The following is a 26,120-nucleotide window of genomic DNA, read 5'->3' on the forward strand; positions in this document are numbered from 1 at the left end:
CTCCGTTCTGAGATCTGGCGGACACTGAGGCGTGAGAAAGGCGACCTTCCTTGGGCGGACGTCGCTTTCGCGCTGAGTCTTGTTCAATATGAACTAATGCATCACGCAGACGAGCTCGAATCCGAATAGGCCTCGATTCACTGAAAATCAATCGATCTGTATCGGGTGTTCCAACTAAACCCTGGCAAGGCCAGGGACTACTATATTCACTCGGGTACTGGTTCTCAATATGAGCCTTACGAGTTTCCTCAAGAACGACCCAGAGCTACGTATTCTCATCGACCAGACCTTCGAGAGGCCAGAGATACACACTCAGTTCGAGCGGCGGGCCGAGCCGCAAACTTCCAATTACACTCTCATCGGGACTGCCTTTGACTACGTCCTCCGATTCCACCTAGAACGACACTACGAGGGCGTGGATTCACGACCGTGGGTAGCTCAACAAGGCGTTACATTCGGAGAATTTGGCTACGAAGACGAGGAAATCGACACGGATCGACCACTCCAAGAGATTCTGGCCGATGCTCAGGACCTCCATCACGAGTATCTTGAAACGGGTGAAATGACCGACGACTTATTAGCGGCGACTCTGGACCTTGCTAGGCTCGATTGGATTTACCGGTCCGGACGGATCTCAGATGATTTCGGTCAAGCCAGCGAAGGCGATATCAAGGATCTACGTCGTCTCTATCAGATAATCCCAGAAAGTGAGTTCACTGGAGCCGATACGGTTCTCCTGAATCCAACCTTCGGATCAGCTTCCAGATTGGTAAATGGAGCCGACGCGGATCTCGTCCTCGACGGCTCCCTCATAGACATTAAAACTGTAAAAGACCCCGATCTAAAAGCAAGTTACTGGCGACAGCTTGTCGGATACGCGGTGTTAGCCGATATTGCAGCAGACGAATTAGAACCTATGCCTGAATTCTCGAGTCTAGGAATCTACTTTTCGCGGCACGGGGAACTTTGGCAGACTTCCGCAGAACGAATCTATGACCACGAAAAGTATGAGGAGTTCAAAGATTGGTTCCAAGAGGAAGCAGAGGAACACTTCTCTGGGACAATCCCCGAATGACGATATCACCTAGTCTGGTCGGGGATGGAACGCCCTTCCTGTGAACAACCTTGTACCGTGACCGACGAGAGTTCTAAAGCTGAGCGGGTTCTGTAAGTCTGCGGGGAAACCGACGACGATCATGTAGAGAGTGGCGGAACATCTCAGAACCTTCTAGTCGTTCTCGAAACTCTACTGGCGTTCGCGGTACGTGGCCCTCAATTTCCCCATATGCGAGGAGCTATCAGTACGCCGGATAAACGACCGCCACGCAGAGTGGAAGAAAAACCGATCCAGTAGTATTCTGAATCGGAAGGAATCAATATGTATTATCGTCCATTTAATAATCTTCGTGCAGCATACCAATGACACCGAGTCGATTAGATAAGGCCGACGATACCAATGTTCGGATGGCACTATTCTGAGAGTACCGGTGAACTCAGGGAGCATCGACTGCTTCTTCAGTGGGAGTTACTACTGTAGAAAATCATCGTGAAAAAAGCCCACATTTTTACGCCTATCGGACACCACTGTTTGTGAGTAGATGCCAATTCGTCAACGCCGCCCTTTCATAGATACATTCGTGGAGGACTTTCAAGAGTCACTCCTATCCTCACCGATACAACTGGCTGACGTAATCCCATGGGAAAAGATAGAATCGGCCGTCGAGACTAAGGCCGATACATTACCCGTCATTGAGGATGAAAACGACCCAGAGGAGTTCTTACTTCAGGAATTTGTACGTGATGGCCAGGCCAGGCACCGATGTGAGATTCTTTTCGAATTGCTTCGGTTTCGAAATAAAAGGCTGGTATCTCGAGAGGCTACCTGGGAACTTACGAAGCTTGACTTTTCTGACTTAGATTCAATACCAGAAGAGCAGTTTGCAGCAAATCTCGAGGAAACTGGCGCTCATCGTATTCTACAATCCAGAGAAAGGATAGAGGGACATATTGAACAATACGAGATCAATCGGTACAGCCAAAGCCATCACCGTGCTGACGCATATTTTGAGCACCAAGTTGTGGAGACACTACGCGAGATTGCCTCAGAAGTAGCACCATCAACTAGTCTTGTCTCTGAGGAAAGACTTCGTATGCCCGGCGATAATAATAGCAGAGCATTTGACCTTATCCTGTACAAAAATGACCAACCACAAGTCGTCTTTGAAATAAGTTATTTCCAAGGACCAGGCTCGAGACCATCTGAGCTGAGTCGGTCTTTTGACCGGCTCTCTACGAAACTTCGGAATCAGGGGATTGAGTTCGTCTGGATAACTGATGGCGATGGCTGGGTGGAGATGGAAAACGTCCTCGAAGAGGCGTACAAGAATATTGTCGATATATACAGTTATGAACAGATGAAAGATTTACTTGAAGAAGACATCCAAGAATTCCTCCGAAATGGACCAGCTGTGAGTGAGGACTACGTTGACTTGAATCCGAACACGAATCTTCAAGACTTCGAGTAGGAGACATAATGATGGAAGATGACTTCGATGCCGCTATTCGCGGTCATCGATACACTATGTTCGCATTCGTCGTCGTGTCTCTTCTCACTTACTTAATTTTCTGGTTGCCAAGTCTCGATATCGGCGCGTCTTCGCAGACGACTCGAGCATTGTTGAATTCATTGGCTATTGCTCAGTCGAGCGCTCTTGCTATCGTGGCATCGGTCACATTGTTGAATGTTCAGTTGGTGGCTGATAGGTATTCGACAGAGGTGGTTAAATCCGCACTGCGGTCATCGCCGTTCAAACCGGTACTGTCTGTATTCATAGCCTCGATTGCGTTCGATCTAATTCTGGTTTACAACATTATACATCATAGCGCGGCGTGGTTTACTCTCGCAGTGGTAGTTGCAGCATCTTGGGCCGCCTTCAACGCAATAGTGTTGTACAGATTCGTTTTCAATAGCGTCGGTGTATTGACGCCAAGCAGTCTGATTACCGCAATCACGAATTATGATCCATCGGAATTTGCAGAAAGGACAAATCCAATTGAAAACAGTCCTGATGAAGGCAAACAATCCACGAATACTAGTCAGGAAGAGCCACTCTACCATCTTTACGTCATAATCTCGAGCTCGGTTGGAAGAATCGACATTCATATCGTCCAGAAGGGGTTACGGGAACTCCACTCCGTACTTAAAGAGACGATTGAAGATTTAGAGGAGTCAGACGGAGAGCAGTTGTGCCAGAATGCTTTCCGGTATTATTATCCTCGAGTCGTGGAACAATGTCTCGAGAACGGAAAAATCAAGCAGGCTGAACGCGCGTTGCGCGATTTAGAGGATCTCCTGGAAATGCTCGAAACTGAGGTCGACGGCTGGAATGCCGCCCACTTCGCCGGTATTCAGGGTTTGTTTACAATACGAGATAAAACGTCAGACGAAGCGTTCCTCGAATATGAGACGATTCCTACTCGATTAGAACAATGTACTGTGTCGTATTGGAATCCCACCCGGTTACAGTATATACTTAATCGTGTCAAAGTCGAAGTTGACCAAACAGGAAACCAACAACTGTACCAAAATTTGATTTTGCAAACTCATACAGACATTATAGAACGTGGACAAAAGGTACGTAGCGATTCAAAGTCAGATCTGGTGGATCTCTGGGAAACAAAAATGGAGGACATTCTTTCAACTGCTGTCCGTAATCATCAGAACTCTGATTCAACGACATCACGACATTTTCTTGAAATTTGGCCCCAAATGTATCAGCGAAATATGACGCACTTATCGTCTCACCGAGAATGGTTGATAACGGTAATTTTCGAATTGGCAGTGTTTCACGGGGCTCATCATGAAGGAGAATATGACACAGCAAGAGATGCTCTGGTGAATACCCTTAGGGGAGCACAACCAGAGCACACGCAGGAGCGCATTGAAACCCTCCGAGGGCTTGATAAGAGGCCACCGCGAAAACGAAGTGAACTCTCAATTATTGATGATGTGGCTGACGAAGAGGAGCAGGCTGAGACAGCATTTCGGCACAACAAACTCGCGAAAAACCTGGTCTCTGAGGCGGTTGAGGTGTATCGAAAACAGGTCTGGAATACAGACAAAGCGATTGAATACATTCGTACTCAACCAGGTATCGTAGACGATTGCATTGACGGTCATCGTTTCATTGACTCCGCGGCTGATGCGGAGTACTCGTTGATTTCAGATCCAGCAACCTCCGACGGCCAGGTTATCAAGCTCGTTGTTGCTGATGAGATTAATAGCGACTTGGTAAATTCCTTGCCACGTGATGGAGTTGCCCGCTTTGTTTGTGTAGGGCCACTCGTAACCGGTAGCTTCGGGGCCCCCGATCTTGATACGGTTGAACGAAGCTTACCTGAGTTACGACCGCCAGAACAGGCCTCTATCTACGACTATTACGATTGGACCTAACCGACCTACTTGAACCGCTGCGGATTCGATATGCGGGCAACCGTACAGTTGGTCCCTCCCTGGAGTTGATCCAAGCGAAGAGTGGTTCCGTCAACGAGGAAGAGGACCCATATTTCGCATATATTCCCGCACCGATGACAGTGGCCAATAGGGGCGTAAGAATAGGAATGTACTGAACCGTCACCAGTGTGTTCGCCCTCTGTGCCCCGTACTACCACGGTTTCCCCACAAGATAAACAGGCAGCGGCCGAAATTACTTCTTGGACGTCTATACTACTGTGGTTTTGGACGGTTGTCATTCCACTAATGGGTAGATATTCGCGCCCTCCTGATCGCCCCAAGACAACACCACGCGATTCAGGAGGAGACTCCTGAGCCGCGTCGGTGAAGTCCGAGAGCTCCGCATTGTCCGCCATGGTGTGAATCTATCTCTAGTTCACCAATTAAATGTATGCAGAGGGTGATGGAATGACAACTTTCTTCCGACACTGTACCGACGCTAAGCGACCCGGACTGATTAACTGTCGATTTCTCTACGACCATGTACACCGCGGCGTGCGTCCCGGAAACACAATCAGGACGAGCTGTTGGTATGAGGACTGGGTCGGCTGTTCGCCGAATTCCTGTTCGGCCTCCTGAATCGTCCCGATACAATCCGCTCCCGAATACTAGCGGCGGTGCTGCTGCTCGGCGTAGAAGGAGTTGAGTGGTGTCGTCCAGGACCCGCAGCGGGCGATAAACGTGCAGTAGGACGGACTGGTATCGAGGCTATAAACTCCCAAGGTCAGCGCGTGCCATAGTTAGTCCAGTACGGAGAGTTTCGGCGTCTAGTCGTGTTTCCGGAGGTTGCCATCCTGGCGGGTCGACTCTTTGAAAGCCTGGATCGGGGTTCGTGGAATCTCACGCTATACGTTTTGGTCCGTTTTAATTCTGTTTGAGATTTGGCTGTAATTCCCAAATAAAGGAGTTCTTCCCCACAGTTCGAGTATCAATCAGTTTGGATTGGAAAAACAGGCTAACATAGAAGTTTCCGGGTATATCTATGGTCGAAATCTTGAATCATAGACTTCGTCCCAAACCATTTTACCCCGCCTCCGTATCTTGTATCTCACGAACCGCACGATGGCGACGACCCCCGTGCGCAGAGCGTACGGGCGCAGATTCCCAACGGGGAATCGCCTTATATACGCCTCGACGCCGTCTGTTGAATCCGGACCGCCCGAAAATGGAGCGGGCGCGAAGGGATTTGAACCCCTGACATCTTGGTCCGGAACCAAGTGCTCTGTCCGCTGAGCTACGCGCCCTCGCGTCCACGTAGCGGAGGCGTCGGTATAACGGTTGTGAGTCGGCGCAGAGTCAGGCGGCGTCGGGGTCGTCGGCGACGTCGGCTTCGTCGACGACGTCCTCGTCCGGCTCCTCGCCGGCGTCGACGATGGCTTCCTTCCAGGTGCCGCGCGTGAACCAGGCGGCGGCGACGATGGCGCCGGTGATGTTCCCGAGCGCCATCCCGACCCAGATGCCGGTGGCGCCCCAGCCGAGCACGAACGCGAACAGGTAGACGGTGGGGACGCGACCGAGCCACAGCGTCACCATCGAGATGACCATCGCGGTCTTCGTGTTGCCGGCGCCGCGGAACGCCCCCAGGAGGACCTGGAGGATGCCGATGAAGACGAATTCGACGGCGCGAATGCGGACGTACGTCGACCCGTAGTCGATGATCGCGGCGGCGTTCTCAGCGCCCGGGCTGAGGAACACGGCGACGACGGGCCGCGGGAAGATGGCGGCGAGGACGGCGATGACGAGAAGGACGCCGGCTGCGAACTTCGCGGCGAGCCACACTGCGTCCTCGGCGCGGTCGAGGTTCGCGGCGCCGAGGTTCTGGCCGACCATCGTGTTGGTGGCGCGGCCGAGACCCATCGCGGGCAGGAATACGAGAGAGATGAGGCGGTTGCCGAGGCCGAACGCGCCGACGACGGCGGGCGGGAACGACGCCACCATGGCGGTGAGGGTGATCATCGCGAGCGCGCTCGTGGACTGTTCGGCAGCGCTCGGCGTGCCGACGCGCACGATCCTCGAAATCATCGAGACGTCGGGGACGAACTGCGGCAGGGAGACGTCCGGCCCGGCGCTCGTGAAGAACAGGACGTAGACGCCGATGACGGCGGCGACGAATCGCGCGAAGATGGTGGCGATGGCGGCGCCCGCGATTCCCATCTCGGGGAACACCCACCAGCCGAAGATGAGGAACGGGTCGAGGACGACGTTGAGGGCGACGCTGACGAACATGACGCGCATCGGCGTCTTCGTGTTGCCGTACCCCCGCATCAGCGACGAGAACACGAAGAACCCGAACAGCGCTGGCATCCCGAGGAAGAACACCTCCATGTACTCGGCGGCGAGCGGGATGACGACGGCCGCGGTCTCGGCGTCCGCGGGCAGCAACGCGAGCATGTCGCCCGTGACGAGGTGGCCGACGACGCCGAGCACGGCGGACATCGAGACCACGAAGCCCATCGTTTGTGCGGCGACTTTGCCCGCCGACCCTTCGCTGTCGGCGCCCGTGAACTGCGCGACGAGAATCGACCCGGCGGTCGTGAACCCGCCGCCGACGGAGATGATGAAGAACACGAGCGGGAACGCGAGGCTGATGGCGGCGACGGCGTTCCCGGACAGCTGGCCGAGCCAGAACGTGTCCGCGAGGTTGTACGCCACCTGGAGGAGCTGGATGACGATAATCGGCCACGCGAGCGTGATCATCGGGCCCGCGAGGTCGCCGTCCGTGATACTGCTGGCGGAGCGGGGTTCGGGCACTACACCCTCCAACGACGCATCGGGGTTTCAAAACTCCGACTTCCGGAAAGCCGGCAAACCGTGCGGATTGCCGGCTGACACCAGGGGCAGGTGCGCCAGGAACAGCCGTCCACGAGGTGGATCGAACTCAGGTGCGAGAACGAATCGAACTCAGGTGCGAGAACGAATCAGAGCCGCGTGCGAGTGAGCGTCGCGTACGTCCGCAGGCGTTACGGCGTCTCGTTCGTCTCGACGGAGAACTCCGTCGTCGGGTAGGCGGTGCACGTCAGCATGTAGCCTTTCTCCATCTCGTCGTCGCTGAGCGTCTCGTTGTTCGAGTGGCGGACGTACTCGTGGGCGTCCTCGCCGCTGGCGACGCGGCCGCCACAGGAGAGGCACTGGCCCTGCCGGCACGCGTAGGGAAGGTCCCAGCCCTGTTCCTCGCCGGCGTCGAGGATGTTCTCGTTGTTCGCGACCTCGATCGTTTCGCCCTCCTTCACGAACTCGATCTCGTAGTACTCGACGTCGTCCTCGGGGATGGCGTCCGGGTCGAAGCCGGCGTCTTCCTCCTCGCTGTCCTCGAGTTCGCCTTCGGCACCGCCGGCCGCGACCGCGCCAGCGCCGCCGCCACCGCCGATCGAGCGGTTGTACGGCTCCGGAAAGTCGGTCTCCGGAACCGTCGCCGCGCGTTGTTCGAGGACGTCCTGTGCGATGTCCTCGGGGACGGGCTTCGAGGTGCCTTTCAGGAAGTGGAGCCCGACGATCGTGAGCGCCATCCCGAGGCCGAGCACCAGCCCCAGTGTGTTCACCATGTGCCGCGGTACGGAGACGGTGCTTAACAGTATTGTGATTGCACGCAGCGACGGCCGAGTCGGCCGACGGCCACGCGTTTGACGAGGCGCCACCGGACCGAGCCGCGGCGAACATTCGCGGATGGCGAACGCGTTTTGAGGGGACGGCGCGAACGCTGCGGCATGGACGTCGCGATTCTGCTCTACGAGGGGTTCGACGAACTCGACGCGATCGGACCCTACGAGGTGTTCCGGACGGCCGCGGAGTTCGGCGCGGACGTCGACGCCACCCTGCGGACGCTCGTACCCAGCGAACAGGTCACCGCGAGCCACGGCCTCCGCGTCGAACCCGACGACGTGCTCATCGGGACGCCGGACCTCGTGGTCGTCCCCGGCGGCGGGTGGAACGACCGCGCGGAGACCGGGACGTGGGCCGAATACCGGGACGGCCAGCTCCCCGACCGCCTCGCGACCCTGCACGACGGCGGCGCGGTCGTCGCGTCGGTCTGCACGGGCGCGATGCTGCTCGCGGACGCCGGCCTGCTGGACGGCCGGCCCGCGACCACTCACGACGGCGCGAAAGCCGACCTCCGCGAGTACGACGTCGACGTGCGCGACGACCGCTACGTGGACGACGGCACGATTCTCACGGCCGGCGGCGTCACGTCGGGCATCGACCTCGCGCTCCACGTGGTGGAACGCGAGTGCTCGCCGGGCGTCGCCGAGCGCGTCAGCGACGAACTCGAGTACGACACGCCGTACTGAGCTGCGACCGCGCTACGCGTCGTCTCTTCGCGCGACTTCGTGTCTCCCGAAGCCGTACCGCAGCCGGTTCGCGAGGCGCCGCGAGAACCGGCCCTCGCCGTCGCCGGTCGCGCGCGAATTGAAGCGCTCGGACAGCGCCTGGTAGATGAGGGGCAGCGGGACTTCCTGTTCGAGGCCCTCCTGGACCGTCCAGGTGCCCGTCGACCCGCCGGCGACGTGGTCCGCGACGTCCCCGAGGTCGCTGCCCTCCTCGCGGAACGCCTCCTCGCAGAGCTCGAGCAGCCACGACCGGATGACGGCGCCGTTGTTCCACGTGCGCGCGACGGCCTCCAGGTCGAGGTCGTAGCGGCCGTCGTGGAGGAGTTCGAAGCCCTCGCCGTACGCCTGCATGAGCGCGTACTCGACGCCGTTGTGGACCATCTTCACGTAGTGGCCGGCGCCCGCGGGCCCCATGCGGTCGTGGCCGTCCGGCCCGGTTGCGACGGCGTCGAAGACGGGCGCGAGTTCGTCGTACGCCCACTCGGGGCCACCGACCATCAGCGAGAAGCCGTTCTCCGCGCTCGCCGGCCCGCCGGACGTCCCGCAGTCCAGGTACGCGAACTCGCGTTCGCTGGCGCGCCGCGTGGAGTCCTCGAAGTGGCTGTTCCCGCCGTCGACGACGACGGCCTCGCTCCCCAGGTGGGGCGCGAGTTCGTCGAGCGCGGCGTCCACGGGGTCGCCCGCAGGCACCATCAGCCAGACGCGCTCGTCGTCGCCGAGTTCGTCGGCGACCGCTGGAATCGAGTCGACCGCAGTGGCGCCGGCGTCGCCGGCGTCCGCGCGGGCGTCCGCGTCGATGTCGAACGCCACGACGTCGTGACCGCCGTCCAGACACCGGTCGACGACGATGCGGCCCATCCGCCCGAGACCGATAACACCGAGTTCCATACAGGAAACACCCGGCACCAGTACGTAGTGGTTGTGATTAGCGTGGCCCGGCAGCGCGAGACTACGTCCGCGTGACCGATCCCGCGACCGCAAGCCTTCAGTCCGAACGAAAGCGACACCAGCGTCTGCGTACGCTCCCGCTGGTGGTCAGCATCGTCGCCCCGAACGACGGTGCACTCGTCTTCCTGCTGGATCTCGCCGTACCGACGTGGAGGCTGATTCTCGGCGGCTCGCTCGCGCTCACCGCGACGATGTTCGGCGTCCTGACTGTTACCGTCGACGACAACGCGCCGCCGTCGCGAGGGGACTGGCGGAGGAGCTCGCGACACGCCGGGAACGCGTCGACGCGCTGGAGGCGCAGTCAAGCGCCCCGCCCCCTCACGGTTCAGGGGTCGTCGCCGAGCTACACGGTGTGGAGTCGAGGACGTCCGTGCGAGCGGCCGCGGAACTGCTCCGAACGCAGTTCGACGGTGCTGGTCCCGGCGTCGACAACGCTGTCGCGACGGGAGGTGTATTCGCGAGTGACGCTCCGAAGGGAGAACAGTGCCTCAGGGAGGGACGCGCTCCCGGGCGGTCACTTCGTGGTGTCGATGCCAGCGGCCTCGTTGATGGGGCACTTCTGAGTCGTCCCCGTCACGAAAAGGATGGCGCCCACGATGAGTGCGACGGCGCCGGCCGCGGCGCCGGCCGCCCAGTACCCCGCCAGCGCGGCGATACCAGCGATGGCCAGTATGACACCGATGACGATGCGTCCGGTGCGGTCGATGCCGCCGACGTTCTTGTCCATACGTTTGCCTCCAGTGATTAGTCGGTTCTCTGTGTCAATAATACTCACGTACATTGCGGGTCAAACGAACCACAACTGCGAACGGGCGGCCTTGCGGCCAAAACTGCGATTGAGGGAGCCGTTGTGGGGTAGTCACGCGCGCTTCGAGTAGCCGCCACCAGTCAGGGAATCGTCTGCAGGAACTGGTCCGGGTCGTCGTGGAAGCAATCGCCGACCACGACGGCGTCCGCGCCCGCGTCCAGAATCTCTCGGGTCTGGCGGCGCGTCCGGATGCCGCCTCCGTAGAGGAGCGCGGTGTCGTCGAGGTATTTCGCGGCTGCCTCGACGTCCCTTGGGCCGCCGTAAGTGCCGGAGTACTCGAGGTAGAAAATCGGGAACCCGTAGAACGACTCGGTCGCGAGCGCGGCGCCCGCAACCTCCTCCGCGCTGTACGTGGTGTCGACCCCGGAAACCGCTGCAGCCTTCGAGTCGAGGTTCTGAATCACGTAGCCTTCGCCGACCAGTTTCTCGGCGACGTCAGTGACCGCCTGGCGGCCGCGGTCGGCAATCAGATCGCCGACGATCGGCAGTCCAGTCCCGAGGGCGTCGTCTGGTTTGCTTCCGACTTCGGTGAAGAAGTCGACGTGTTTCGCGACGAAGTTCTCGCGGTCGCCGTTGTACACGGCGGGAATCGACAGGTAGTCCACGGCGTCGAGCGTGTCGCCGGAGACGTGGCTAGCGCTGTACGGCTCCTGGAAGACCGGTGTTCCGGGGACGCTGTCTCGGATGTGTTCGACGGCGGTAGACGAGTTCTCGGCCGTGACGCCGTCCGAGCCGCCGACGATTACGAGATCCGTATGGTCGAGAACATCGCTGTCTTCGGGGAGAGGTTCCGCTGGGTCGACTTTCGTTACGTGGGCAATGTCGTCCCAGTCGATGGGCATACCGGCGTCGTTTCGCAGGGGGAGTATTGAGTCCACCGGAACCGAGAACCGCGCCGGGAGCCGCCGCTGGTGGCCCGGGCGTTTCAGAGACGGACAGCCGTTCAGCGTCGTGTTCTGGACGTGCAGGCTACTCGAGCGCCCGCCGCGGCACGATTCGGGGCTCGTCGTCGTCGGCGTCGAAGGAGACGGCGGCGTCGACGTCGAAGACGTCCGCGAGCAGTTCCTCGGTGACCACGTCCTCCGGCGCCCCCCAGTCGTAGACGCCGCCGTCGTCGAGCGCGACGAGGTAGTCCGCGAACCGCGCGGCCTGCTGGAGGTCGTGGAGGACGACGCAGACGGTGACGCCGCGCTCCTCGTTGAGCGTGCGGACGACCTCCATCACCCGCAGCTGGTGGTGGAGGTCGAGGTACGTGGTGGGTTCGTCGAGCAGGAGGACGTCGGTGTCCTGGGCGAGCGTCATCGCGACGAACGCGAGTTGCTTCTGGCCGCCGGAGAGCTCCGAGAGCGGCGTCTCGCGGAGCGCCTCGACGCCCGCGAGGTCGATGGCGCGGTCGATGCCGCGTGGTCGTCGGCGTTCAGCGCGTCGAGGAAGCCGCGGTGGGGGTAGCGGCCGTGGGTCACGAGGTCTTCGACCGTGAGACCGCCGGGCGCGTCGTTCTCCTGGTCGAGCAGGCCGAGTTCCAGCGCGAGTTCCTTGGCGGAGCGCTCCTGGACGCGGCGGCCGTGCAGCAGGACGGTGCCCGCTTCGGGCGCGAGTTCCGCCGAGAGCCCCTTCAGGACCGTTGACTTCCCCGAGCCGTTCGGGCCGACGAGCGCGGTGACTTCCCCGTCGGGGACGACGAGGTCCTCGCAGTCGACGACGACGTCGTCGCCGTACGCGAGTTCGAGGTCAGTCGCGAACAGCGCGGCGTCCTCGACGGGGTCCTCGGGCGTGAACGTCACGGGGTCGTCGCTGTCGATGAGTGGGATGCGGGCCATGTTAGAACTCGTTGAAGGATTCTGTGCGGCGGAGCAACAGCAGGAAGTACGGGCCGCCGACGAGGCCGGTGACCACGCCGACCGGGACCTGGGCACCGCCGAGGCCGAGGCGCGCGACCACGTCCGCGACGACGACCAGCGCCGGTCCGGCGAACAGGCAGCCGACGAGCAGCTGGCGGTAGTCGCTGCCGACCATGGTGCGGACGGCGTGGGGCACGACGAGGCCGACGAACCCGACGAGGCCGGCGACGGCGACGGCGGCCGCGGTGGCGAGGATGGCGAGCGCGGAGAGCGCGAACCGCATGGTCTCCACGCGCATGCCGAGCGCGCGGGCGCGCCGCTCGCCGAGCAGGAGGACGTCCAGCTGGCGCGCCGCGACCAGCGCGGCCGGCACGACGAGCAGCGTCGGGACGGTGACGAGCCTGAACTCGCCCCAGCCGACGCCAGTCAGCGACCCCGCGAGCCAGGAGACGGCGGTGCGCATCGCCCCGTTGGAGTCGATGAAGTAGAACACGCCGGTCTGGAGGCTGTTGAAGATGGTGCCGACGACGACGCCAGCGAGGACGAGGCGGACCGGGGTGGTTCCGCCGCGCCACGCGACGGCGTACACGAGCAGGAACGCGGCAGTCCCGCCGACGGCGGCGGCCAGCGGCAGGAAGTACGTGCCCAGCGAGGACACGATGACGAGGACGACGGCGAAGCCGGCGCCCGAGGAGACGCCGAGGATGTAGGGGCTGGCGAGTTCGTTGCGCGTGATGGCCTGGAAGACGGCGCCGGCGACGGCGAGGTTCGCGCCGACGAAGACGCCGACGGCGACCCGGGGCAACCGCATCGTCCAAACGACGGCGGTGGCGTCCGACAGCGTGGAGAGGTCGGCCGCGACGCCGAGGCGCCCCGCGAGACCGTCACCGAGGACGATGGTCGCGAGAATCTCGGGGTTCGTCCAGACGGCGCGGTCGAACAGCGCGCGCCAGACGGTCTCGAACGGCATCTGGTAGGCGCCGTACCGGATCTGTACGAGCGCGGCCAGCAGGACGACGGCGGTGCTGGTCGTGACGATGGAGGCGAGCGTGGCGTCGAGGTCCGGGAGCAGGGCGTCGCGAACGCGGTACTGTCGTGACATCGGTTGGGTGGGGCGCGCGCGGACCGAGGACGCGGTGCCGTCGGTCGGGGCGCGAGTCGAACTGCGCTTGTTCTTTAGGGCGGCCTAAGAGTTGAAAAGCGTTCCGTCTACGGCGCAGCGGAACGGTGGCGTCAGGACGTGATGATTGACGCCAGTTCGCCGCGGTCGAACAGGTCCCCGGAGAACGACTCGGGGTAGAGTTCGGTGGCGAACCGCTCGGTCAGGAACAGGTGCTGGATGGGGCCCATGAAGATGGGGCCGCCCCGGTAGACGTCGCCGTTCTCGACGGCGGTGATGCGACTGGCGGTGTCGTGGTCCTGCATGAACGAGAGCACGGTGGTCTCGAACTCCTCGGGGGTCTTGGCCTCGTGGCCCCGCACGAACAGCACTTCGGGGTCAAGTTCCAGCAGCGTCTCATAGTCGATTTTCGAGCGCTGGCTCTCGGAGAGCGCCTCGACGTCGGAGTTCGCGATGGCGTCCCGGACGTTCAGGTCGTGGAAGGACTTCTTGTTCGCGCCCTCGCCGCTGAGGTGGTACGGGGAGAACTCCGTAGGCTGGTTGCTGCCGCCCCAGACGAGTGCGCCGCGCGGCCCCTCACTGGGGACGTCCGCGGCGATGCGGTCGACGACGTCGTCGTGGTAGGACTTGAACGCCTCGTAGCGCTCCTGCTCCTGGACGACCTGCGAGACCTTCTCGAAGGCCTCGTAGAGCGTGTAGTAGTCGTAGTCGTGCCAGGCGTCCGTGCGCCGGAAGATGGTGTTGCCGAGGAACGGCGCGGCGCGCTCCTCGAGGAATTCGACGTCCTCGCTGCTCAGTTCGAAGACGTTCGTCAGCCAGTTGGGGTCGACGAGGAAGAGGTCTGGGTCGAGGTTCAGCAGCGTCTCGCGGGAGATGCCCTGCTCGATGAGGTCGACCATCTCGGACTCGTCGGCGTCGACGCCGTCGAGTTCGTCGTAGACGTGGCTGTGGAACCTGCCCTTCTGTCCGACGGAGGCGATGGCGTCGCTGTGGCCGAGCGCGACGAGCATGTCGGCGTACCCGGGCATGTAGACGGCGATGTCCTGGGGGACGCTGTCGAATTCGACCTCGCCGGTCGGCGTCATGGAGACCGAGTACGACCCGGTTTCGGTGGTCGTCTCGTCGTCACTGGTTTCGGCCGCGGTCGTCGTCGTGTCGGCCGCGGCGGTGGTCTCGGTCGGTGCTTCGGTGGTGGCGTCGCCGCCCTCGTTCGGGCTGGCGCAGCCGGCGAACAGTCCTGCGAGCGCGGCGGCGCTGCCGGCTTTGATGAATCTGCGTCGTCGCATACCTGATTTAGGCCGCCCTAAAGAATATAAGCGCTCCGATTTTTCGGCGTGCCTAAACCTAATCTATGCGACAGGCTACGCCCGCCACCGACTCGGCGGCGAGCGAACACCGCGTCTGAGTTGCCGTACCACGCCCCGAGAACCGGTCACGGAGGACGGGAACCTTTAACATCGCGCCACCGCTCTCCTCAGGTATGCGCGTCGAGCCCGCGGTAGTACGTGTGTAAGTTCTGTTCTCGCGACCAGCGCCGCGACCCGAACACGCAGCCACGAGACCGCACTCGACGACCCACTCAGCTATGACGAACATTCCGGACAGCTACGACCCCGACCGCATCGAATCCAACTGGCAGGACGAGTGGCAGGACAGCGACGTCTACGAATTCGACCCCAGCGACTCCGACACCCAGTACGTCATCGACACGCCGCCGCCGTACCCCTCCGGGAACCTCCACCTCGGGCACGGCCTCGGCTGGTCGTACATCGACTTCAGCGCGCGGTTCCACCGACTCCAGGGCGACGCCGTCCTCTTCCCACAGGGCTGGGACTGCCACGGCCTCCCGACGGAAGTGAAAGTCGAGGAAGTCAACGACATCCACCGCACGGACGTCTCCAACGAGGAGTTCCGCGACCTCTGCGTCGAGTGGACGAACGCCCGCATCGAGGAGATGAAACAGACGATGCGGGAGCTCGGGTTCTCCCAGGACTGGAGCGCCGAGTACCGCACCATGGACCCCGAGTACTGGGGCCAGACCCAGGAGTCGTTCGTCGAGATGGCCGACGACGACATGGTCTACCGCGACGAACACCCCGTGAACTGGTGTCCGCGCTGCGAGACCGCCATCGCGGATGCGGAAGTCGAGAACGTCGACCGGAGCGGGACGCTGTACTACGTCACCTTCGAGGGGGTCGGCAACGACGACATCGAGATCGCGACGACGCGCCCCGAGTTGCTCGCGGCCTGCGTCGGGATGGCCGTCGACCCCGACGACGAGCGGTTCGCGGACCGCGTCGGCGACACGTTCGAAGTCCCGCTGTTCGGCCAGGAGGTCGAACTCGTCGCAGACGACGACGTCGACCCCGAGTTCGGGACGGGCGCCGTGATGATCTGTACGTTCGGCGACAAGCAGGACGTCGACTGGTGGGCCGAGTACGACTTCGACCTGCGACCGGTGTTCACCGAGGACGGCCACCTCAACGAGAACGCCGGCGAGTTCGAGGGACTGTCAATCGACGACGCCAAGGACGAGATCGCGGACGCCCTCGACGACGAGGGCGTTCTCGTCGACTCGGAGCCGACCGAGCAGAGCGTCGGCGCGTGCTGGCGCTGCGACACCCCCATCGAGATCCTCTCCAAGGAGCAGTGGTTCGTCGAGGTCGACCAGGACCTCATCCTCGAGAAGGCCGACGACGTCGAGTGGATCCCCGAGCACATGCACGACCGTCTGGTCGACTGGACGGAGAGCATGGAGTGGGACTGGGTCATCTCCCGGCAGCGCGTGTTCGCCACGCCGATTCCCGCCTGGGAGTGCCGCGACTGCGGGTACTGGCACATCGCGTCGGCGGCCGAGTGTCCCGTGGACCCCAACGAGGAGTCCCCTGCCGTGGGCGAGTGCCCCGAGTGCGGCAGCGGCGCGACTCCGGAGGAGTCGCGTGGTGCAGGCGGTGAAGCCGCCGAAACGAACTGGCGCGGCGAGACCGACGTCATGGACACGTGGATGGACTCCTCCATCACGCCGCTGCACATCTCCGGGTGGCCCCAGGACATCGACCTCGACGACTTCGAACCCGTCGACCTGCGGCCGCAGGGCCACGACATCATCAGGACGTGGGCGTTCTACACGCTCCTGCGGACGGGCGCGCTCACCGACGAGAAGCCGTGGGACGACATCCTCGTCAACGGCATGGTGTTCGGCCCGGACGGCAACAAGATGTCCAAGAGCCGCGGGAACGTGGTCGAACCCGACGAAGCCATCGAGGAGTACTCCGCGGACGCCGTCCGCCAGGCGCTGGCGCTGGGCGGCCGCCCGGGCAGCGACGTCCAGTTCCAGTGGAAGGAGGTCAAGTCCGCGTCGCGGTTCCTCACGAAGCTCTGGAACATCGTGAAGTTCGCGGGCGGCCACTTCGACGAGGACACGCCGGACATCGCCGACCCCGCCTACCGGGACGCCGACCGCTGGATCCTCTCGGAGCTCACGCGGGTCGCCGACGAAGTCGAGGCCGAGATGGAGGCCTACCGGTTCGACGCGGCGCTGCGCCGCCTGCGCGAGTTCGCGTGGGAGGACCTCGCTGACGACTACGTCGAACTGGTGAAGGGGCGCCTGTACAACGGCCGGCCGGGCGAGCGGGCCGCCGCCGAGAAGACGCTCTACACCGCGGTCACCTCGGTCGTCCGGATGCTGTCCGTGTTCAGCCCGCACGTCACCGAGGAGATCTGGCAGCACCTCCCGGGCACCGAGGGCAGCGTCCACAACGCCGCGTGGCCGGACCCCGACTACCTCGACGAGGACGCGGAGGTCGCAGGCCGCCACATCGCGGAGACGGCCAGCGAGGTCCGCGCGTGGAAGTCCGAGAGCGGCATGCCGCTCAACGAGGACCTCGACCGCGTCGAGCTCTACTTCGAACCCGGCCAGAACGGCAAGCTGGACACCTACGACCTCAGCGAGACGGTCAACGCCCCCATCAAGCTCGTGGAGGGCCGGCCGGACGTCGAACTCGTGCCCGTGGACGTCGACGGCGACGAGTCCGAGATCGGGCCGGAGTTCCGGAGCGAAGCGGGCGCGGTGCTGCAGGGCATCGAGGCCGCCGACCCCGCCGAGATCCAGGCGCAGATCCACTCCGGGGACACCGTCACCGTCGAAGCCGCCGGCGAGTCCTACGACCTCGACGCCGACTGGCTGAGCGTCGACGAGGAGTACCGCGCGGAGTCCGGCGAGGAAGTCACCGTCCTCGAGGCGTCGTTCGGCACCATCCTCATCTACGAGTAGCGCGGCCGTCTCGCCGCCGTCGGTGCACGCCCGGGCCGCCGCGCCCGGAGTCGCGGTTCCGGAATCGAGGTGCTTTTTCTCGGTGCTGTGCGAAGTGACGCTATGGACCCCCGGATCGAGGACCACGCCGAAGTGCTGGTGGACTGGAGTGCGCGCGTCGACGAGGGCGACAACGTCGTCCTCTCGGTCGGGCCGGACGCCCACGAACTCGGCGTCGCGGTCGCCGAGACGGTCGGCGAGCGCGGCGCGAACCTCCACGTCTCGTACTCGTCGCGCGAAGTGGGGCGCGCGTACCAGCTCGCCCACGGTGACGACTTCGACGAGGACCCAGCACACGAACTCGCGCTCTACGAGAACGCCGACGTCGTCCTCTCGATCGGCGGCAGCCGGAACCCCAGCGAGGGCGCGGACGTCCCCACAGAGATCCGGAAGGCGTACTCGAAGGCACGCCAGGGCGTCCGGGAAGCGCGCCTGGACGCCGACTGGGTGTCGACCGTGCACCCGACGCGGTCGCTCGCCCAGCAGGCGAACATGTCCTTCGCCGAGTACCAGGCGTTCGCGTACGACGCCATCCTCCGCGACTGGGAGTCCCTCGCCGACGAGATGGCGAACATGAAAGACGTGCTCGACGACGGCAGCGAGGTGCGCATCGTGAAAGAACAGACCGACCTCACGATGTCCATCGAGAACCGGGTCGCCGTGAACTCCGCGGCGTCGGTCGCCTACGACTCCCACAATCTCCCGTCCGGCGAGGTGTTCACCGCGCCCCACGCCACCGAAGGCGAGGTGTACTTCGACGTCCCGATGACGATCCGCGGCGAGCGCGTCCAGGACGTCCACCTGACCTTCGAGGACGGCGAGGTCGTCGACTATTCGGCGGGCCAGAACGAGGCCGTCGTCGGCGACATCCTGGACACCGACGAGGGCGCGCGCCGCCTCGGCGAACTCGGCATCGGGATGAACCGCGGCATCGACCAGTTCACGGACAACATCCTCTTCGACGAGAAGATGGGCGACACCGTCCACCTCGCGGTCGGGCGCGCGTACGAGTCGAACTACCCCGAGGGCCACGAGGACGAGGCCAACGACTCGGCCGTCCACGTGGACATGATCACGGACGTGAGCGGGGACTCGTTCATCGAGGTCGACGGGACGGTCGTACAGCGCAACGGCACGTTCCGGTGGGAAGACGGCTTCTAGGCGGTGAAGGCGACTCGCTGCCGGCGAGTTCGCCCCCGCCTGCCCGGTGCGATTCGCGTCCGCGACGACGGTCACGACGCCCACGCGCTACCGGACGAACCGCATCGGGCTCGGCCCTAGCGGCTACGAGGCCCCCGCTTCCTGCGAGTCGCCGGCTCGCTGCAGTTGCTGCTCGCCGTCGGTGTTGCGGTCGGCAGCGCGGTCAGCGCGTGCGTCTGACGTCCCTGGTGCGTCGTCGCCGACGCTACGCGTCGTCACCGGACTGCGGTCCGCCGCCGGCCTGTGCTTCCTCGGCGTCGCCCCACCCGCCCGCGTCGACGACTTCGAAGAGCTTCCCCCAGTTCTCGTCCGCGGGGAGCTGGTCGCGGAGCTGTCGGAAGTCCGACGCCGGCACCTGCGTCTCGACGAAGTCGACGACGACCTGCGCGTGGTAGGCGGCGTCCGAGCGGTCGGTGCCCTCGATCTCGCTGACCCGGGCGACGAACTCCCGCCAGTCGAATCGCTGGCCGTGTTCGTCGACGGGCCCGGTGAGGTACCACTTGATCTCCATCGGGAGGGAGGCGGCGAGGTCGGCGGCGTTCCCCTCCGGAATGCGCTGTCCGAGTGTCGACAGCGTTGCGCGAATCGCGCGGACCGTTTCGCCGGTGTCGGAGAACTCGAGCCGGTGCTGGAGTTCGCCGGTGAACTCGTCGAAGTTCATGTCTGGACCTACGACTCGACCGCGCATAATGGTATGGTGCGTGAAACGTATCCCGGGCGGCTTCCACAGACGTCCGCGAGCGCGTCGACGTCGTCTCGCTGCCAGAATCAGTGCGGAGCCGCCGCTGGCCGAGTGTAGTGAGCTCGAGGGGAGTAAGCCCCCTTCTGTTCGGCCCGGCATTCGGCTGAGCGTCCGCGCGGCCCCTCTCGGGTGGTTCGGGCTACCTCGCGCGCACGGACTTGCACCGGCGGGGATTAGCCGTTCCATCGGTCCCCTCCCGTCTGCGTGGCGAAGCCACGCTGGCTCGCGGCTGGCGCCGTTCGCCTGTCACGCGACCGTCCGTCGGTCGGTCACGCCCTCGGCGGGTTAGCTTCCTTCCCTTCCGGGTCGGGTCGCACGCCTCATCGGTCGAGGAGGGACGTGTCGTCTCTGTTCCAGTGCCGGCGGTCTCCCGCCCCGGACTTGCGTCCGGCCGCCCGCCCGAACGGGTGGGGGGACTTTCCTCATGCCTCACGGCACGGGAGCCGGGCTCCCTCTGCTCGATTCTGTCTACGCACGCGGCGGCGTTAAGGGGTTCGGTTAGCCCGACGCCGCTGCTGGGGCCGGTCCGGTACCGTTGCCCCCTGGGGGTTCCTCCCCGGCGGCGGGCCCGGTAGGCTGACCTTACCTCCGGACTCGTTTGGTCGCACGCCCGGCGAGAATCTGGCCGGCTTCGAATCCACCTGGAAAATGACTGGAATCCCGTCGAGTGGAGACCGAGTCTGGTCCGCGAGCCCCCTGAGTCCGTTCGCGGATCCGACCGGTTCGGTTCAGCACCGAACCGGATACGACCCAGTCGCAGGCCGAATGCCAACGACCACGTCACCGATAGTGGTCGGGTGTCGACCGGCGATCGCGGTTCCTCGAACCGCCTGTCGACGACCGCGCACCAGTATTCAATCTTGTGGCCGCCGGAATAATCCAGGTTTCGTATCATTTCTGGAGTTGTATCCAGCAGCACCGCTTCGCTATCTGCCGAATCCGACGTGACACAAGGCTGTATAGATAACCTTCACGATTCTCGACGGTGGAGGGAAGACTTCAAGTTAATCCTCGGCGTATAGGTACTCGTATGGCCGAGGCCCAGTCAGTAGTACTTTCCTTCGAAGACGGCGCTCGGACCGTTGAACTGGCACGCGAATCCGTCGAGGCATTCGTCCGAAACGGCCAGCGAGAACAACCGGGCAGCATGCGGGACGCGTTCTACAACCGAACCAGCGCGTTCGTGCGACTCGAGTCCACGAACGGACGCGGGGCACTGCGGGGGTGTGCGGGCGCCCAGGAGTCGGCCCGCGATCTCGGGAACCGCAGCCAGCAGCTCGGCCACGCCATCGTCGAGGCGTCTATCAAGGCCGCCTCCGAGGCGTCGTGTGGCTCGGAGGTCGAGCCGGCGGAGCTCCCGAACCTCCGCGTCTCCGTCTGCACCGTTTCGAATCTCGTGCTGACGGACAACCCGGTCGAGGACATCGAACTCGGCGTCCACGGCGTCGCAATCGACGGCGACGGCAAGCACGGGTGGATGTACCCGACACTGCCAGTCGAGAACAACTGGAGCGTCTTCGAGTACCTCGACCGCACCTGCCGGAAGGCAGGCCTGCCGAACGGCGCGTGGGAGGACGACGACGTGATGGTCACCCTCTTCGAGGGCCAGGTGTTCCGGGAGACCGACGAGGACGCCGAAGAACCAGTCGAAGAACTCACCGCGTAACCGCCAGTCGACGCCGTCGTCGAACGGCCCGGTTCTAGCTGCCGTCCGCTACTGTCTCGTAGCCGCGCGCGGGTCCTGAGTGGACCCGCTGGCGCCGCGCAGGAGAACCCACCTCGACGGCGAGCCCGCCGCCCGCGCTACGCGTCGTCCGTCCGGAAGCCGACGCGGTCGGCGTCGTCGAGCGCGCGGTCCGCGGCGTCCTCGATGCGAAAGGACTGCACCAGTTCGCCGTCCCGCAACAGAGGGTCGAACAGCGACGTGCCGCCCGTCGGCCCGGGCCGCGAGGACAGGGCGACGTGGTGGCCGCCGTCCCGGGTCCGGTAGACGTCCTTCTTCCCGGAGAGTTTGCCGCGCTTGGCCGCGGGTTCGCCCTCGACTGCCACGATGTCCAGCGCGAAGTCCACGGGGTCGGCGTTCGAGACGTGACCGCCGACGCCGAAGCCGTCAGCGACGTCCCGGAGCTCTCGGAGATCCGTGGGGCCGAGGCCGCCCGAGAGGAAGATGTCGACGTCCCCGCGGTCCCGGGCGTCGAGCTCCCAGCGGACCTCCCGCACGATGTGCCGGAAGTCGCCCCGCCGCGACCCCGTGGTGTCGAGGCGGACGCTGTCCAGGTCGTCGCCGAGCGCCTCGACGGCGCGGATGACCTCGTCCTTCTCGTCGCTGTAGGTGTCGCAGAGCGCGACTCGCGGTACGTCCTCGGCGACGGCGTCGTCGAACGCCCGCCACCCCGCCTCCTGGTTGCCGCGCCCGAAGCAGATGAGCAGCGCGTGCGGCATCGTCCCGCCGGCCTCCCGGCCGATGACGTCGCCGGCCGCGACGTGCGAGAACCCGTCGAGACCGCCGACGAGCGCGGAGCGCTCGACCATCGCTGCGAGGGAGGGATGGACGTGGCGCGCGCCGAAGCTCAGCACCTGTGAGTCGGGGGCGGCCCGCCGGACCTCCAGGGCGGCGGTCGCGACCCCGGACGCGTGCGAGAGGAACCCCAGAAGCGACGTCTCGTAGCGCGCGAAGTCCCGGTAGTTGCCCTCGATGCGGAGCACGGGGCCGCCGTCGAACAGCGTTCCCTCCGGGATTGCGTCGACGTCCACGGGCAGGCCCGCGAGCAGGTGGGCGGCGTCCTTGACGCCCGCGAGCAGTTCGAACTCGCCGGTGGGGAACTGGTCGGCGGTCACCTCCGCGACCACGTGTGGGTTCTTCCCGGCGTGCTCGAGTGTGGTCTCGGTGCGGTCGAAGTACGCGTCGGTCGCACGACCCTCCTCGATGGCGTCGGGCGGAACGATGTCGAACGTCACCGCGCGACCACCCGTCCGGCAGCACGCGTGCGTCGATGTCGGAGCGCCTGCATGCGTCGGGCTACTCCCGCCCGAGCGAAAAAGACCACGGGTCTCCTCGCTGCACCGAATCGGACCGCCGCGACCCCCTGTTACCGCTGAGTCACGGCGACCCGCCGCGACCCGGCGTTAGTCCTGGTGGACGTCGTCGAGCTCGTCGACGGTCGGCGCGTTCACGATGGTGACGGTGTCGCCGGAGACGGTGACGCGGAACGCGTCCGCGAACTCGCTCTCCTCCTCGGGGATGCGCCAGACGCCGTCACTGCGCTGTTCGGCGCCCCAGTACTGGAGGACCTGCCGGTACGTCGTCGCGAACTCCTCGGCGTCCCGCTCGGAGTCCCAGGCGAGGCGCCACGTGTACGCGGTCTGGTCGCCGTTCTCGTACACCCAGAGCTGCTCGCCGTCCCAGCCCTCGACCGGCTGGGTGGCGTAGTTGAACGGCGAACTCCGCACGACGTTGCCGTTCTCGTCGAGGTTCAGCGGATTGATGACGTAGTCCTGGGAGTGGCGGTCCTGCTCGTAGGCCGGGTAGCCGAACATCGCCGTGAGGCCGCCGACGCCGACTTCGCCGTACTCGGCGCGGCCGTCGACGGTGACGCGATTCCAGTCGTCGGTCGAGCGGTCAGGGAGCGTGACGTCAGTCGGCTGGTCGGAGCCGTACTTCTGCGGCTCGGAGACCTGCTCGGAGGACGCCGGCGGGTCGTCGTAGACGGCTTCGACGGCCGCCCAGCCGCCGCCCTCGTAGACGTGCTCGACGAAGTTCGCGCCCGCGCTGTACGGGAAGTACTTCATGATGTAGACGCCGAGGTGGAGGTCACCGCCGCCCCCGCCACCGCCGGACTCGGGGCTCGCGCACTCCCACGCTGCGCCGCACTTCTCGCTGTACGTGTTGTCGAGGAAGCTCGCTTCGCCCTCGATGAGGCCGTTGTGCGCGTTCGCCTTGTCCCGGGTCGGCGACGAGAAGTTCGCGTCGAAGTTCCGGAACTGGAGCGCGTGCATCAGTTCGTGGCCGAGCGTGTTCTCGTCGATGGTCGGCGTCTCGGACTCGGAGATGACGACGATGCGGTCGTCCTTGGGCGTGTAGAACCCGAGGACGTTCGACCCGCGGTTGGACTCCTGAACGGAGATGGAGTCGTCGGTCTCGCCGATGAGGAACATCGCCTCGAATTTCACGTTGTCGAACGTCTGGAGCTCGGGGCTGGTGTCCCCGGAGTCGGCGTACTCGTCCTGGTAGGTGTCACGGGAGATGACGTCCACGGACACCGGCTCCTCGAACTCGATGCCGCGGATCTGCTCGACGCGGGCCATCGAGCGGTTGATGACCTGATTCCGTTCGGACTGATTGAGGCCGTCCGATACGGTCACTGGCAGCGACTCGTTGTGCCAGTAGCCGCCTTCCCACCCGAGTCTGTCGGTCTCGGGGTCGGCGTAGTCGAAGTCGTCCGTGTCACCGGTCTGGGTGTCGTCCGGCGCCTCCGTGGTGTTCAGGGCGGTGGTGGTGCCGTCGGCGTCGCTGGTCGTCGCGGGCGACTGACAGCCCGCGAGTGCGACCAGCACGACGAGCGCGACGGCGAGCATGCGGCGTGCCATTGGTCGTGGTTCAGGTTCGAGCACGTAAAAATCCGCGCACGTTCACACGCACCGAGACGACGCGGCTGCTCGAAGGCGCGAGGCACCGACCGCAACGCCCTGCGGCGCGAGGGAGAATCCGCACCGCTCGAGGGCCGTAGCGACCCCCGCAAAACGGCTTAGTGCGTCGACACTGACCACGCACACATGGAACTCGACGCCGACAGCACCGCGGTCGTCGTGGTAGACATGCAGAACGGGTTCTGCCACCCGGAGGGCAGCCTGTACGCACCGGCCAGCGAGGGCGCCCTCGACCCCGTGACCGACCTGGTGTCGCGGGCGCGAGACAGCGACGCGAGCGTCGTCTACACACGCGACGTCCACCCGCCCGGTCAGTTCGAGGACACCCACTACTACGACGAGTTCGACCGGTGGGGCGAACACGTCGTGGAGGGCAGCTGGGACGCCCAGCTGCACGACGACCTCGACGTCCGCGAGGACGACCACGTCGTCGAGAAGCACACGTACGACGCGTTCTACCGGACGGACCTGGAGGGCTATCTGGACGCCCACGGAATCCGCGACCTCGTCATCTGCGGGACGCTGGCGAACGTCTGCGTCCTCCACACCGCCGGGAGCGCCGGCCTCCGGGACTACCGGCCCGTCCTGGTCGAGGACGCCGTGGGGTTCATCGAGGACGAGCATCGCGAGTACGCCCTCGAGCACGCCGAGTGGCTGTTCGGCGAGCGCGCGTCCCTCGCGGACGTGTCCTTTGCGTAGTAGCGGCTGATACCGCCCGAAAACCGCCTTATTCGACGCCGACAGCGACGGAGTCGCCGACAGCGATGTCGTGGTCGGGCGCGACGAGTTTCACGCCGAGGCGGTCGACGCCGAGCCACAGCGACAGGCCGTGAATCGCCTCGCCGTTCGCCGTCACGGTGCGGTCGCGCCACGCGACTGTGCGGTCGCCGGTGCGGTCGCCGACGGTCGCCCCGAGAACCGAGACCGTATCGCCCCGTCGGGCGTCGCGCCGGCGTGGTCGACGGCGGCTGTCGGAATCGCGCCGCCGCCCGAGTAGTGCGGGAAGCCGCCGTCGAGGACCGCGCCGCCGTCAGTGGCGACGCCCGCGAACCCGCCACCCGGGTCCGGGTGTTCCGGTGCGTCCAGGAGCGCGTACGTCTCGCCGGTCTCCACGACGGTGCCAGTGCCGTCCCAGGGAACGGGTTCGACCGCGGGAGCGAGTTCGAGCGGGAGCGACCCGGACGCACGGACCGGGTTCTGGTCGGGGGCGCGGAAGCCGAGGTGGAGGTGGTTGGCGACCCACGGTGCGAAAAAGCCCGACCGAATCATCTCCCCCAGGTCGTCGCCGACCGCGACCGAGTCGCCGGATTCGACGACCGGGTCGACGTGGAGGATGCGCGCGAGGTGGTCGCCGGTGTCGACGACGACCAGGTGGTCCTCGTCGGCGGCGTACGGTTTCGACGGGCAGCGGACGGTGCGCGTGTCGACGACCTCGCCGGCGACGGGGCTCGGAGCGTGCGTCGCGCGGCCGGAGCCGTCACCGTCGGGATAGAGGTCGACCGCGCAGCCCGCGTCGTGGGCGGGGTACGGCGAATTGTAGAGGGAGACGCGCGGGTAGCGCGCGAGCACGTCGCCGTCCAGCGTGACCATGTCCCGTGATTCGGACCGTGAGAATTTACCGCCGTCGGTCGAACGGGGAGGTATGCGCGTGCTCCGCGGGCGAC

At 64.2% G+C, this 26,120-nt stretch carries 18 protein-coding genes, 1 tRNA gene, 1 other RNA gene and 2 pseudogenes; 8 read left to right on the plus strand and 14 right to left on the minus strand.

Going from position 1 to position 26,120, the window contains the following annotated elements:
- Positions 1-229 precede the first annotated feature (229 nt).
- The 3 genes from GRX66_RS00945 to GRX66_RS00955 all read left to right on the plus strand — a co-directional run bounded on the left by GRX66_RS00945 (position 230) and on the right by GRX66_RS00955 (position 4,453).
- A complete protein-coding gene (locus GRX66_RS00945; protein ID WP_159524832.1) occupies positions 230-1,075 on the plus strand; it encodes a hypothetical protein in 846 nt (281 codons plus the stop codon).
- Positions 1,076-1,598: 523 nt separating this feature from the next.
- Positions 1,599-2,525, plus strand: a complete 927-nt coding sequence (locus GRX66_RS00950) for a DpnII family type II restriction endonuclease (protein WP_159524833.1) — start codon at positions 1,599-1,601, stop codon at positions 2,523-2,525.
- A gap of 8 nt (positions 2,526-2,533) precedes the next feature.
- Positions 2,534-4,453 (plus strand): DUF2254 family protein, encoded by a 1,920-nt coding sequence (locus GRX66_RS00955; RefSeq protein ID WP_159524834.1) that lies wholly within the window; start codon positions 2,534-2,536, stop codon positions 4,451-4,453.
- A gap of 1,231 nt (positions 4,454-5,684) precedes the next feature.
- Here the strand turns inward: GRX66_RS00955 and GRX66_RS00960 are convergent.
- From GRX66_RS00960 to GRX66_RS00970, 3 genes are all read right to left on the minus strand, one after another.
- Positions 5,685-5,757, minus strand: a tRNA-Arg gene (locus GRX66_RS00960).
- Positions 5,758-5,809: 52 nt separating this feature from the next.
- On the minus strand, positions 5,810-7,210 hold the full coding sequence (locus GRX66_RS00965; RefSeq protein WP_159524850.1) for an MATE family efflux transporter: 1,401 nt from the start codon (positions 7,208-7,210) through the stop codon (positions 5,810-5,812).
- Positions 7,211-7,473: 263 nt separating this feature from the next.
- Positions 7,474-8,055, minus strand: coding sequence for a 2Fe-2S iron-sulfur cluster-binding protein (locus GRX66_RS00970; RefSeq protein ID WP_159524835.1), 582 nt, complete (start codon positions 8,053-8,055; stop codon positions 7,474-7,476).
- 162 nt (positions 8,056-8,217) lie between these two features.
- On the opposite strand from GRX66_RS00970, the gene GRX66_RS00975 reads away from it, so the two are divergent.
- A complete protein-coding gene (locus GRX66_RS00975; protein WP_159524836.1) occupies positions 8,218-8,799 on the plus strand; it encodes a DJ-1/PfpI family protein in 582 nt (193 codons plus the stop codon).
- 12 nt (positions 8,800-8,811) lie between these two features.
- Here the strand turns inward: GRX66_RS00975 and GRX66_RS00980 are convergent, their stop codons facing one another.
- From GRX66_RS00980 to GRX66_RS01005, 6 genes and pseudogenes are all read right to left on the minus strand, one after another.
- Positions 8,812-9,726 (minus strand): NADP-dependent phosphogluconate dehydrogenase, encoded by a 915-nt coding sequence (locus GRX66_RS00980; protein WP_159524837.1) that lies wholly within the window; start codon positions 9,724-9,726, stop codon positions 8,812-8,814.
- A gap of 574 nt (positions 9,727-10,300) precedes the next feature.
- Complete coding sequence (locus GRX66_RS00985) at positions 10,301-10,513, minus strand: YgaP family membrane protein (RefSeq protein WP_159524838.1); 213 nt, start codon at positions 10,511-10,513, stop codon at positions 10,301-10,303.
- A 161-nt stretch (positions 10,514-10,674) separates the two neighbouring features.
- Positions 10,675-11,436, minus strand: a complete 762-nt coding sequence (locus tag GRX66_RS00990) for a heptaprenylglyceryl phosphate synthase (protein WP_159524839.1) — start codon at positions 11,434-11,436, stop codon at positions 10,675-10,677.
- A 127-nt stretch (positions 11,437-11,563) separates the two neighbouring features.
- Positions 11,564-12,414, minus strand: a pseudogene (locus GRX66_RS00995) (ABC transporter ATP-binding protein).
- Between the two features lies 1 nt (position 12,415).
- On the minus strand, positions 12,416-13,537 hold the full coding sequence (locus GRX66_RS01000; RefSeq protein ID WP_159524840.1) for a FecCD family ABC transporter permease: 1,122 nt from the start codon (positions 13,535-13,537) through the stop codon (positions 12,416-12,418).
- A gap of 131 nt (positions 13,538-13,668) precedes the next feature.
- Entirely contained in the window at positions 13,669-14,841 is a 1,173-nt protein-coding gene (locus GRX66_RS01005; RefSeq protein ID WP_159524841.1) for an ABC transporter substrate-binding protein, read from the minus strand.
- 299 nt (positions 14,842-15,140) lie between these two features.
- Here GRX66_RS01005 and GRX66_RS01010 point away from each other — a divergent pair, with 299 nt between their 5' ends.
- Positions 15,141-17,828, plus strand: a complete 2,688-nt coding sequence (locus tag GRX66_RS01010) for a valine--tRNA ligase (RefSeq protein ID WP_159524842.1) — start codon at positions 15,141-15,143, stop codon at positions 17,826-17,828.
- A 102-nt stretch (positions 17,829-17,930) separates the two neighbouring features.
- Complete coding sequence (locus tag GRX66_RS01015) at positions 17,931-19,028, plus strand: aminopeptidase (protein ID WP_159524843.1); 1,098 nt, start codon at positions 17,931-17,933, stop codon at positions 19,026-19,028.
- A gap of 244 nt (positions 19,029-19,272) precedes the next feature.
- Here the strand turns inward: GRX66_RS01015 and GRX66_RS01020 are convergent, their stop codons facing one another.
- Positions 19,273-19,728, minus strand: coding sequence for a DUF2267 domain-containing protein (locus tag GRX66_RS01020; RefSeq protein ID WP_159524844.1), 456 nt, complete (start codon positions 19,726-19,728; stop codon positions 19,273-19,275).
- A gap of 140 nt (positions 19,729-19,868) precedes the next feature.
- Positions 19,869-20,268, minus strand: an RNA gene (rnpB, locus tag GRX66_RS01025) — RNase P RNA component.
- A gap of 571 nt (positions 20,269-20,839) precedes the next feature.
- Between rnpB and GRX66_RS01030 the strand changes: the two genes are divergently transcribed.
- Positions 20,840-21,475, plus strand: coding sequence for a TIGR00296 family protein (locus GRX66_RS01030; protein WP_159524845.1), 636 nt, complete (start codon positions 20,840-20,842; stop codon positions 21,473-21,475).
- A 137-nt stretch (positions 21,476-21,612) separates the two neighbouring features.
- Here GRX66_RS01030 and GRX66_RS01035 read toward each other — a convergent pair whose 3' ends face one another.
- Together GRX66_RS01035 and GRX66_RS01040 are read right to left on the minus strand one after the other, a co-directional pair.
- A complete protein-coding gene (locus GRX66_RS01035) occupies positions 21,613-22,767 on the minus strand; it encodes a nicotinate phosphoribosyltransferase (RefSeq protein WP_325063894.1) in 1,155 nt (384 codons plus the stop codon).
- A 168-nt stretch (positions 22,768-22,935) separates the two neighbouring features.
- On the minus strand, positions 22,936-24,396 hold the full coding sequence (locus tag GRX66_RS01040; RefSeq protein ID WP_159524846.1) for an Hvo_1808 family surface protein: 1,461 nt from the start codon (positions 24,394-24,396) through the stop codon (positions 22,936-22,938).
- Between the two features lie 186 nt (positions 24,397-24,582).
- Between GRX66_RS01040 and GRX66_RS01045 the strand changes: the two genes are divergently transcribed.
- Positions 24,583-25,155, plus strand: a complete 573-nt coding sequence (locus GRX66_RS01045) for a cysteine hydrolase family protein (protein WP_159524847.1) — start codon at positions 24,583-24,585, stop codon at positions 25,153-25,155.
- 28 nt (positions 25,156-25,183) lie between these two features.
- Here GRX66_RS01045 and GRX66_RS01050 read toward each other — a convergent pair.
- Positions 25,184-26,046 (minus strand): annotated as a pseudogene (locus tag GRX66_RS01050) (hypothetical protein).
- Between the last annotated feature and the right edge of the window lie 74 nt (positions 26,047-26,120).

It is taken from the genome of Halobacterium bonnevillei (assembly GCF_009831555.1).
Classification (GTDB): Archaea; Halobacteriota; Halobacteria; order Halobacteriales; family Halobacteriaceae; genus Halobacterium; species Halobacterium bonnevillei.

Excerpts from the sequence above, each read along its gene's own strand:
- GRX66_RS01015 (WP_159524843.1), top strand. The coding sequence starts at position 17,931 with ATGGACCCCCGGATCGAGGACCACGCCGAAGTGCTGGTGGACTGGAGT.
- GRX66_RS00965 (WP_159524850.1), bottom strand. The coding sequence starts at position 7,210 with ATGATCACGCTCGCGTGGCCGATTATCGTCATCCAGCTCCTCCAGGTG.
- GRX66_RS00950 (WP_159524833.1), top strand. The coding sequence starts at position 1,599 with ATGCCAATTCGTCAACGCCGCCCTTTCATAGATACATTCGTGGAGGAC.
- GRX66_RS00945 (WP_159524832.1), top strand. The coding sequence starts at position 230 with ATGAGCCTTACGAGTTTCCTCAAGAACGACCCAGAGCTACGTATTCTC.
- GRX66_RS00980 (WP_159524837.1), bottom strand. The coding sequence starts at position 9,726 with ATGGAACTCGGTGTTATCGGTCTCGGGCGGATGGGCCGCATCGTCGTC.
- GRX66_RS01030 (WP_159524845.1), top strand. The coding sequence starts at position 20,840 with ATGGCCGAGGCCCAGTCAGTAGTACTTTCCTTCGAAGACGGCGCTCGG.
- GRX66_RS00990 (WP_159524839.1), bottom strand. The coding sequence starts at position 11,436 with ATGCCCATCGACTGGGACGACATTGCCCACGTAACGAAAGTCGACCCA.
- GRX66_RS01040 (WP_159524846.1), bottom strand. The coding sequence starts at position 24,396 with ATGGCACGCCGCATGCTCGCCGTCGCGCTCGTCGTGCTGGTCGCACTC.
- GRX66_RS01010 (WP_159524842.1), top strand. The coding sequence starts at position 15,141 with ATGACGAACATTCCGGACAGCTACGACCCCGACCGCATCGAATCCAAC.
- GRX66_RS00955 (WP_159524834.1), top strand. The coding sequence starts at position 2,534 with ATGATGGAAGATGACTTCGATGCCGCTATTCGCGGTCATCGATACACT.
- GRX66_RS01000 (WP_159524840.1), bottom strand. The coding sequence starts at position 13,537 with ATGTCACGACAGTACCGCGTTCGCGACGCCCTGCTCCCGGACCTCGAC.
- GRX66_RS01005 (WP_159524841.1), bottom strand. The coding sequence starts at position 14,841 with ATGCGACGACGCAGATTCATCAAAGCCGGCAGCGCCGCCGCGCTCGCA.
- GRX66_RS00970 (WP_159524835.1), bottom strand. The coding sequence starts at position 8,055 with ATGGTGAACACACTGGGGCTGGTGCTCGGCCTCGGGATGGCGCTCACG.
- GRX66_RS01020 (WP_159524844.1), bottom strand. The coding sequence starts at position 19,728 with ATGAACTTCGACGAGTTCACCGGCGAACTCCAGCACCGGCTCGAGTTC.
- GRX66_RS01045 (WP_159524847.1), top strand. The coding sequence starts at position 24,583 with ATGGAACTCGACGCCGACAGCACCGCGGTCGTCGTGGTAGACATGCAG.
- GRX66_RS00985 (WP_159524838.1), bottom strand. The coding sequence starts at position 10,513 with ATGGACAAGAACGTCGGCGGCATCGACCGCACCGGACGCATCGTCATC.
- GRX66_RS00975 (WP_159524836.1), top strand. The coding sequence starts at position 8,218 with ATGGACGTCGCGATTCTGCTCTACGAGGGGTTCGACGAACTCGACGCG.